This window comes from Pengzhenrongella sp. (genome assembly GCF_036565025.1).
GTDB lineage: Bacteria > Actinomycetota > Actinomycetes > Actinomycetales > Cellulomonadaceae > Pengzhenrongella.
Map to the genome: position 1 here is coordinate 1 of NZ_DATCNW010000422.1, position 8,833 is coordinate 8,833.

Below are 8,833 nucleotides of genomic sequence, written 5' to 3' on the forward strand. Positions count from 1 at the left end.
GCCCAGGGGCTCCTCACCGGGCCCGAACCGCGCCACCGGGCGACCAAGAGCGAAACCCGCTCACCGCCCCGACGAACCCCTCATCAACCCCGCCGAGCCAAATCCCGCCCAGGAACACCCGCTCGACACCAGCCACCTAGAAGAAGGTGTGGACGAGGTCGACGACGCGCTGGTCGTCGACCGTGTCGGCGAGGACCGGGATCAGCGTCCACTTGTCCAGGGCCGTGCAGGGATGGGAGAGCCCCAGCCGGACGACGTCCCCGAGGTGGACCTCGGTGGTCCGCGGATCGAAGCTCAGGTAGCAGTGCTGGTCGTTGACGGCGGTGATCGACGCGGCGACCAGCGGGGACATCGGTCCGCCGAGCGCGCGGCCGATCGCGCGGGGGATCGGCAGGCCCTCGTCCACGGGCAGGTCCCGCTTGCCGGCGTCCAGGATGGCCAGGCCCGGCTCGGGGCTCGAGACGACCCGCGCCCAGCCGTGCATCCCGGTGCGGAAGGGCTCGTCCCCGTGCCGCGAGAACGGGGAGATCTCGCGGTAGAAGCCGTCGTCGTGAATGACGTAGGAGCCGCTGCGGATGACGACGTCGACCCTGCGCCCGCCACTCGCCGCCGACCCGCTCGTGATGCACGGGCCGAGCACGTCGGCGACGTTGTCGAAGTAGGCGCTGCCGCCGGCGGTCAGGATCACGTCCGCGCCGTCGCCGTAGAGGTCCTCGGCCAGCAGTTCGCGGTGCACCGCGGCCAGCACCCGGAGGTAGTCGTCGACCCGCGCCAGGGCGTCGTCGGTCGCGCTGTGCGCGAGCGAGCCCTCGTATCCGGCGACGCCGACCAGGCGCAGCACGTCCGACGCCGCGACCGCGCGGGCCACCTCGAGCGCCGCCGCGAACCCGCGTGCCCCGGTCCGTCCGCCGACGCCGCCGACCTCCACCAGGACGTCCAGCACGGCCGGCTCGGCTCGTGCGGCCAGCGCTCGCTCGATGACCTCGACCGTCTGGACCGAGTCGACCCAGGAGAGGATCCGGGCCCCGTCGGACTGTTCCGCGGCGACCCACTCGATGGCCCGCGGATCGGTCAGGCTGTTCGCGAGCAGGAGCCGGTTCACCCCGAAGGTACGGGCGACCCGCAACTGGGCGAAGTTGGCCAACGTGATGCCCCAGGCACCTCGGTGCAGCTGCTCGGACCACAGCTGCGGCGCCATGGTCGTCTTGCCGTGCGGGGCCAGCAGGATCCCGCGCTGCGCGCACCACGCGGCGAGGTGGTCCAGGTTCGCTCGGATCGCGCCCGCGTCCAGGGTCAGCAGGGGGGTCTGCAGGTCCGCGAGCCGGTTGCCCGCGGCAAGGAATTCCCGAACGGTCTTTCCTGCCGCGCCGGCGGGCACCGCCTTGTCTCGCCAGCCGACCACCACATCTGCCAGTCGTGCCAGCGAATCTTCGTCGATCGCCGCTGTACCCAGATCTGGTTCGGGAGTGTTCACAGGTGGTCCGGTCTCCTTCGACGACACAAGCAATGACGCTGCGTTGCACATGCTGCAACGCGGGTTGCAAAGGTGTTGGGGATGTGTCTAACATGACCCGTCTTCTCCAGTCAAAACGACGCCAAGGCCCGAAACAATATCGAAACAATAATGGGGGGTTTGTGAGTCAGAGCCTGGGGCGCGCGCTCGACCTGTTGGCAGAGATTGCCGACCGCCCGGCGACATTGGACGAACTCGCAACCAAGGCATCGGTCCACAAGACGACGATCATGCGCCAGCTCCGCGTGCTCGAGGAGAAGCGGTTCGTCGTTCGCGACGACACGCAAAGATTCCGTCTCGGATCGAGATTCTTCGAGCTTTCGTTCAAAGCCCTCGAGCAGCGGGATATCCGGTCGACGGCCCGGGATCGTCTCGACGAGATCAATGCGCGGACGGGACATACCGTGCACCTGGCCGTCCTCGAGGGCGACGAGGTCGTGTACATCGACAAGGTCGAGTCGCACCACCCGGTGCGGATGTACTCCCGCATCGGGCTCACGGCCGCGCTGCAGTCCGCGGCGGTCGCGAAGGTGCTGCTGGCCGACCTGCCGCTGAGCAGGCAGCAGTCCATCGCGGACGGGATCGACTACGTCCGGCTCACGCCCAACACCCTGACCACCCCCGGTGCGCTGCTCGCCGAGCTCGCGATGGTGAAGGAGCAGGGCTGGGCGCATGACAACGCCGAGCACGAGTCCTTCGTGCACTGCATCGCGGCACCGATCAGGGACGCCGGGGGCCGGGTCATCGCCGCGGCCTCCATCTCCGTGCCGGTCGTCCTGCTCGGCTACGACGACCTGCTGACGCTCTTGCCCGAACTGAAAGCCGGCACCAGGGCCATCTCCGCGGACCTGGGCTGGGTCAACACCGAAGGGTCACCCGAATGATTGAGAAGACGGTCGTGCTGACGAAGGACGCGCCCGCCCCGGCGCACGTGTTCTCGCAGGGGATCAAGAAGGGCGGGCTCTTCCAGGTCTCCGGACAGGGGCCGATGGACCCCGCCACGAACGAGTACATCGGTGCCGGTGACGTGCGGGTGCAGACCCGGCGGACGCTCGAGAACATCAAGGCGATCCTGGTCGCGGGCGGCTCGTCCGTGGAGGACGTGCTGATGTTCCGCGTCTACCTGACCACGCGCGACGACTTCGCGGCCATGAACGACGTGTACGGCGAGTTCGTCCGCCAGAACGTGCCAAGCGGAGCCCTGCCGACCCGCACGACCGTGTTCGTCGACCTGCCGCACGAGGTCATGCTGGTGGAGATCGACGCTCTCGCGGTGACGTCCCAGTCGTGATCGTGCGTCGCCGCTGAGGGGGCAGCGGACCCGGCAGGACTCTTCGATCGCCTACAGGTCCGCCACGAGGGCCGACGCGTACGCGCGGTACCCGGCCGCCGTCGGGTGGAAGCTGTCTGGCCCCGTGAGGTTGATCCACGGCTCCGCGCTGCCGATGCCATGGCCCGCGAAGGCCCCGGTCACGTCGACGTAGCGGACGTTCGCCCCGGCGGCCCGGGCCTGGCCGGCCACGGCGGCGATCGTGGCGTTCAGGGCCCCGGTCGCGGTGTTGATCGCCGTGACCATCGCGGCGTTCGGGTCGCCGGCCGCCGCCGGCGCAAGAAGGTACGGGTACCCGGTGACCAGGGTCCGCGCGTTCGGGGCGGCCGCGGCGATGCCGGCGACACTCGTGCCGAGGCGGGCCGCGAGCTCGCCGGAGCTCAACAACGCGGAGGCCGCGGCGATGGCGGCTGAACAATTCACCGGAACGGGTGCGGTGCACGCGGCCGCGACCCCCACGACGTTCAGATCATTGCCACCGACGGTCAGGGTCACCAGAGTCGTTCCTCTGTTCAGCGCGGACAGCTGCGTCGAATTGACGTCGCCCGTCGTGGCACCGCTGCAGCTGGCATTGCGCAGCAGGTTCACGCCTTTCACGGCATCGAGCAGCGCGGGATACCCATTTTCGCTCCGCAGGCAGGCGTCCAGATAGTCTCCCGCGCCCTGCCCCGCCGCAAAGGAGTCGCCCAGCGCGACATAGGTGCTCACCGGACGCGCGGTGTCGGCGATGGCGGTCGACGCGCCCGAGATCACCCCCGAGCCGGCAATGACGATCGAGGCAATACCTGACAGGACGCGAGTCCGATTCGTCATGGCCGAAATCTACCCGCACGACCCGGCCAGGGGAACAGGGCCCCGAGGGTGAAAGGGGAGAATTGCGACGAGGGTCGAGGCAACCCGTCAGGCGTGGTCGCGCCACGAATGCTGGGGGACGTAGCCGAGCAGGTCGCGGGCGCCGCGGATCGCGAGCAGCGTCTCGTGCTCCCCGATCTCGCGGCTCAGCGCGACGCCGGGGAAGACCTCGGCGAGCAGGTCCGCCGACGGGCGGTCCATGATCGTGTCCGCCGCCGCGATGATCACGTTGTGCGAGCCGGTGACGTCGGCCTCGATCGCGAGCCGGAACGCGGTCGCCGCGTCGCGCACGTCGATGTAGCCCCAGAGGTTCCAGCGGCGCAGCGGCGCGTCGCCCTGGAAGTCCGCGACCCGCGCGTAGTCCTCGGGCCGGAAGATGTTCGACAGGCGCAGGCCGACGAACGGGATCCCGGACCATGCCGAGATGTGCGCGGCGAGCTGCTCGGTGACCACCTTGGACAGCGCGTACGTCGACGTCGGGAGCGGGAAGTGCTCCTCGTCCACCGGGGCGTACCGGGGCGGCACGTCGAACGGCAGCCCGAGCGTCGTCTCGCTCGACGCCCACGCCACTCGCTTGAGGCCGAGCCGCTGCGCCGCGAGGAACACGTTGGCGTTCATCGTGGTGTTCTGGGTGAACGTGTGCGGGGCGGGCGCGCGGCCAGGGGAAGGGATGTTCGCGAGGTGCACGACGGCGTCGGCCCCGGCGAGGGCCTCGAGCGCCTGCCCGTAGTCGGTCAGATCCGCGTGCATCATGTCCACGCCGAGGGGGCTGTCGCCGCCCGCCGGACCGACGACGTCGGACGCCAGCACGGTGTAGCCATGGCCGAGCAGCTCGGCCACGACGGCCTGGCCTGCCTTACCGAATGCTCCGGTCACTGCGACGGTCGTCATCAGTCCTCCACGTCGAATCGGTTCGCTGCGCTGCGAGCACGCACGTTACGCCTCGCGGCGACCTTGACACGCCCCCGGTCGGCGAGAACGCTCGGTGAGGTGGGCGGGGAGATCGACGTCGTCGTCGTGGGGGCCGGTCAGGCCGGGCTCGCGGTGAGCCACGAGCTCACCCGGGCCGACGTCGCGCACGTCGTGCTCGAACGGGACACGGTGGCGGCGTCGTGGCGCGGCCGCTGGGACAGCTTCTGCCTGGTCACGCCGAACGACTCGATCCTGTTGCCCGGCGGCGCGTACGACGGTGCCGACCCGCACGGCTATCTGCCGCGGGACGACGTGGTCGCCCACCTCGAGCGCTACGCGGCGGGCTTCGGGGCGCCCGTGCGCACGGGCGTTCAGGTCCGGTCCCTGCGGCGGGGCGGCGACGGGACGCTCACGCTGGGCACCGACGACGGCGCGATCAGCGCGCGGGCCGTGGTTGTCGCGACGGGCGCCTACCCGCGCGCGCACCGTCCGGACTGGGTCTCCTCGGTGCCTGAGCGGCTGCCCGTGCTCGACGCCGCGGACTACCGCAACCCGAGCACGCTGCCGCCGGGCGGCGTCGTCGTGGTCGGCAGCGGCCAGACCGGGTGTCAGCTCGCCGAGGAGCTGCACCTCGCGGGGCGGCACGTCGTGCGGGCGCGCGCCGTGGGCTCCGCGCCGGATCGACGGGCGCGACATCGCTCGGGGTCGAGGGCCTCACGGCGTATTTCGCCGACGATCTCGCCGGTTCGGTGGAGTTCGGTGACAACCGCTGGGCGATGCTCAGGGGCCGGATCCGGGCAGGGCGGGAGGCGCGCGGGCTGCCCGTCCCCGAGATGCCGGACCCGGCGCCGTTCGACGCCGTCGGACGCGACCACCTGGACCTGCACGGTTTCGGGTCGGTGATCCTGGCCGCGGGCTACCGGCCGGCGTACCGGGGCTGGATCCAGGTTTCCGACGCGTTCGACGAGCTGGGCTTCCCGCTGCACCGCGACGGGGCGAGCTCGGTCGTCCCGGGGCTGTACTTCGTGGGGGTCCATTTCCTGCGCACCCGGGGGTCCTCCCTGCTGCTCGGGGTGGGCGAGGACGCCCGCGGGGTCGCGGAACAGATCACCGCTGCACTCAGTCGCGGTTGGGGGAGCGACCGGGTCACTACCGCGTGAACCAGCGCCGCTAGGACCAGCCCTATATATGTCTCGTCGCATATAGTTGCGGCATGTCGCTCCGTCACGCAGTCCTCGGGTTCCTGTCCCTGCGTCCGCTCAGCGGGTACGACCTCAAGAAGTACTTCGACGCGAGCGTCCGCCACTTCTGGACCGCGGACCAGGCCCAGATCTACCGGGCGCTCGGGCAGCTGGCCGGGGACGGACTGGTGGAGGTCGACGTCGTCGCGCAGGACGGGCGCCCGGACCGCAAGGAGCACCACATCACATCGGCCGGGCTCGCCGCGCTCGACGACTGGCTCCGCGCACCGTTGGAGCCGCACACCGCGCGGGAGCCGTTCCTGGTCAAGGTCTTCTTCGCGGCCCGCCTCTCGGTCGCCGAGACGCGCGCGATCATCGACGCACGGATCGTCGCTGCGCAGGCGCAGCTCAAGGTGTTGCGCGCCTTCGCGGACGACGCGACGGCCGCCCTGACCGGGCCACCGGGGATCGAGCGACTGCTGACGACCGCGACGCTCGAGAACGGCATCCGGCACGTCGTCACCGAGCTGGACTGGCTGCGCGACCTGCGCCGCGGCCTCGAGGATCTTCCGCCCGGTGCCCAGCGGGGGCGCGAGCGGCTGGAATCGGAGCTCTCTGCGCCTAGCCACGAGGGAGATCCCTCGTGAGGATGGTCACCGCCCGAGTCGCAGCGGGTTCGGCGGCGACCGGACCTGCCGCCCACGGGGTGGTTGAATCGGCGTCATGACGCGGCGCCCAGCGGGTGGTGAGACCGCCGTTGCGAAGGAGATCGCCCCGGAGGTGTACTACCTGGGTCCGATGGGACGCGTGCAGAACGCCGTCTACTTCGTGCGCTCAGGTGGTTCGTGGGTCGCGATCGACGCCGGCTCGGCGCTGAGACTGGCGCGGATCTGGGACTGCAAGGTCTACATGCACCCGGACGAGCTGCCTATCGCGTCCGGAGACTTCGCCGCAATGCAGGCCTGTGCCGGCCCGCTCGATCGCTTCGTCGTCCTGCCGCTGATGCGCATGATGGGCACGCGGCGGCGCGAGGCAGTGCTCGCCAGGTCCAGTCTCAGCGAGGTCGCGCGCGCGTTCGAGCCGGGCGCTGGGGTCCCAGGCCTGCCGGATTGGGAGTGCGTCCCTACTCCTGGCCACACCCCCGGCCACGTGTCCTACTTTCGAACCCGTGACCGCGTCCTGATCTCCGGTGACGCCCTCATGACCTTGAAGGTCAACTCCTGGTCGGGTCTCCTCCTCCAGCGACCGGGCCTGTCAGGTCCGCCGTGGTATACGACCTGGAACCGGCATGCAGCCAAGGAGTCGGTCGAGGTCCTCGCCCGAGAGGTAGTTGAGGTGTTCCCGCGACGTGAACCCCACCACTCGCGTAGCGGAGGAATCGCAGGGCCGAGAGCGCCAGAATGGCGCCGACGCGGCCCTTGATGCTGGAAGTGGCCGTTAATCAAGTGGTCTGTATTCCTCGGGTCCGCTCGGCCGATCGTCGCGAGGGGTGACGCAACTCGCCGTCGTCGCGGCGGCTGTCTGCATGTCCTCTGGAGTGGATCCGTTCCGTTTCGATCCGGCCGTTCTGGGCCCGGGGCGAGCTATCTGAGTTGGCATGCCAGATCGTGGGAAGTGGCGCCCCCGCCCGTCACGTGCACCGTGATGGTCTCGCAGCTGGGCCCCTGCACCCCGGCGAGGTTGTACTCGACCACGGCAAGGTTGTAGTCGCCGGGTGGGACATGGACGGTGAACTTCCCGTCTGCGTCCGTCACCGCCGACATGACACGCTGGTTGCCCCGCGTGACGCTGACTGTCGCGCCTTTCCACGGTCGTGGACGCCCGGGTGCCGGCCCGCCGATCTCGACGACCCCTCCGGTGAGGGTGCTGGCTACCGCTGGTGTAGGGCGACGCCGTGGATGACCACGAGGAGGCCCTCTGGCGTCACTGTTGGTGACGGTGGCCGGTCGGCCTTGGTCGGCGGCGTTGTTGCGCTCGTCGCGTCAACAGCGTGATCATGCTCGATTCGGCTCGGTTGGGCACTTCGGGTTCGGGCGGTCCTACTCCTTGCGCTCGGCCGGCCGCGGCCCCAGGCTGCAACACGACTCGCCCCTTACCCGCTTGCGGGCCGGTCGCGAGAATGGCCTGATGCGAGAGGGAGCCGACCGTGATCGTGGTGCTCGACGAGGCGCGGGCGCAGACCGACCTCGCGGGCTCGCTGCTGCGGTGTCCTGGCTGCGCTGGGCGGTTGCGACGATGGGGCTTTGCCCGACCCCGCTCGCTGCGCGCACCTGGCGGTGGGCGCGTCTCGCTGCGACTGCGCCGGGTCCGGGAGCTCCGGCTCGAGAACCGGCACGCCCGATAGATCGCGACGAGACGCGCGGACTTCCCGTAGAACCGCGACGCGAGACTTTGGCGCCAGAATTGTGGCCATGACGGTTAGCCGATCGTAGGGTCAGAGGGGTGAAACCGCCCAGAGACCGCACCCCCGCCAGCGACGCCACTGTTCCTGTCGGGGCAGGTTCGGCGCACCTCGCCGCGGCCGCGAGCCCTGATCGCACGCCGGGTCCGACGGTCGCCCGACCGAGTGGGCTCGCTGCGATCGCCGCACGGGTCAAGGCCGCGCTGGCGTGGTGGCAGCAGACCCGGCCAGCGCGAGCCAATGCGCGCTTCGGTGCAGCTGGCGGAGGAGTGCTGACCGGAGGGATCGCGTACAGCGCGCTGTTCTCCGTGTTCGCCGGTCTGACGATCGGCTACACGGTCTTCATGGCCGTTCTTGGTGGCAACACAGCCTTGCGCCAGGACCTGCTCACCACCGTCTCGACCTCGCTGCCGGGACTGATCGACACCGGCGACGGGAACGGCCTTCTCAAGCCTGAGGACCTCGTCGTCAGCGCGGGGCTGAACGTCGCCGGTGCGATCGCGGTCGTCGTCCTGCTGCTCAGCGCCACGGCCGCGATGGCGGCTCTGCGCACGGCGGTGCGGGCAATGTTTGACGTGCGCGGCGCGGGCGGGAATGCCGTCCACGGCAAGCTTCGGGAACTGGCCGGGTTCGCCGGGATGGCA

12 protein-coding genes are annotated in these 8,833 nt (G+C 70.2%); 8 read left to right on the plus strand and 4 right to left on the minus strand.

The features are described 5' to 3' along the window. Nucleotides 1-136: 136 nt before the first annotated feature. Nucleotides 137-1,474 carry an amino acid deaminase gene (locus tag VIM26_RS24220; RefSeq protein WP_331955896.1) on the minus strand — a complete coding sequence of 446 codons (1,338 nt, stop codon included), beginning with the start codon at nucleotides 1,472-1,474 and terminating at the stop codon, nucleotides 137-139. A gap of 161 nt (nucleotides 1,475-1,635) precedes the next feature. On the opposite strand from VIM26_RS24220, the gene VIM26_RS24225 reads away from it, so the two are divergent. Further along, nucleotides 1,636-2,397, plus strand: a complete 762-nt coding sequence (locus VIM26_RS24225; protein WP_331955897.1) for an IclR family transcriptional regulator — start codon at nucleotides 1,636-1,638, stop codon at nucleotides 2,395-2,397. Beyond that, entirely contained in the window at nucleotides 2,394-2,804 is a 411-nt protein-coding gene (locus tag VIM26_RS24230; protein WP_331955898.1) for a RidA family protein, read from the plus strand. Before VIM26_RS24225 ends, VIM26_RS24230 begins: the two co-directional genes overlap by 4 nt. Nucleotides 2,805-2,855: 51 nt before the next feature. Here VIM26_RS24230 and VIM26_RS24235 read toward each other — a convergent pair whose 3' ends face one another. Both VIM26_RS24235 and VIM26_RS24240 read right to left on the minus strand, forming a co-directional pair. Beyond that, nucleotides 2,856-3,656, minus strand: a complete 801-nt coding sequence (locus VIM26_RS24235) for an SGNH/GDSL hydrolase family protein (protein ID WP_331955899.1) — start codon at nucleotides 3,654-3,656, stop codon at nucleotides 2,856-2,858. Between the two features lie 87 nt (nucleotides 3,657-3,743). After that, entirely contained in the window at nucleotides 3,744-4,586 is an 843-nt protein-coding gene (locus VIM26_RS24240) for an NAD(P)-dependent oxidoreductase (protein WP_331955900.1), read from the minus strand. Nucleotides 4,587-4,685: 99 nt separating this feature from the next. On the opposite strand from VIM26_RS24240, the gene VIM26_RS24245 reads away from it, so the two are divergent. The 4 genes from VIM26_RS24245 (at nucleotide 4,686) to VIM26_RS24260 (ending at nucleotide 7,210) form a co-directional block, all read left to right on the plus strand. After that, nucleotides 4,686-5,510 (plus strand): NAD(P)-binding domain-containing protein, encoded by an 825-nt coding sequence (locus VIM26_RS24245; protein ID WP_331955901.1) that lies wholly within the window; start codon nucleotides 4,686-4,688, stop codon nucleotides 5,508-5,510. Continuing rightward, nucleotides 5,441-5,767, plus strand: a complete 327-nt coding sequence (locus tag VIM26_RS24250) for a hypothetical protein (RefSeq protein WP_331955902.1) — start codon at nucleotides 5,441-5,443, stop codon at nucleotides 5,765-5,767. The genes VIM26_RS24245 and VIM26_RS24250 overlap by 70 nt, the downstream gene beginning before the upstream one ends. 53 nt (nucleotides 5,768-5,820) lie before the next feature. After that, nucleotides 5,821-6,435: a PadR family transcriptional regulator gene (locus VIM26_RS24255; RefSeq protein WP_331955903.1), complete on the plus strand. Its 615-nt coding sequence runs from the start codon at nucleotides 5,821-5,823 to the stop codon at nucleotides 6,433-6,435. Nucleotides 6,436-6,511: 76 nt separating this feature from the next. Beyond that, nucleotides 6,512-7,210, plus strand: coding sequence for an MBL fold metallo-hydrolase (locus VIM26_RS24260; RefSeq protein ID WP_331955904.1), 699 nt, complete (start codon nucleotides 6,512-6,514; stop codon nucleotides 7,208-7,210). Between the two features lie 161 nt (nucleotides 7,211-7,371). Here the strand turns inward: VIM26_RS24260 and VIM26_RS24265 are convergent, their stop codons facing one another. Next, the gene (locus tag VIM26_RS24265; protein ID WP_331955907.1) at nucleotides 7,372-7,629 is read right to left on the minus strand and encodes a carboxypeptidase-like regulatory domain-containing protein; all 258 of its coding nucleotides are present in this window, start codon (nucleotides 7,627-7,629) and stop codon (nucleotides 7,372-7,374) included. A gap of 305 nt (nucleotides 7,630-7,934) precedes the next feature. On the opposite strand from VIM26_RS24265, the gene VIM26_RS24270 reads away from it, so the two are divergent. After that, nucleotides 7,935-8,132, plus strand: coding sequence for a hypothetical protein (locus VIM26_RS24270; protein ID WP_331955905.1), 198 nt, complete (start codon nucleotides 7,935-7,937; stop codon nucleotides 8,130-8,132). 98 nt (nucleotides 8,133-8,230) lie between these two features. Continuing rightward, nucleotides 8,231-8,833: YhjD/YihY/BrkB family envelope integrity protein (locus tag VIM26_RS24275; RefSeq protein ID WP_331955906.1), on the plus strand; the 603-nt coding region annotated here is incomplete at its 3' end.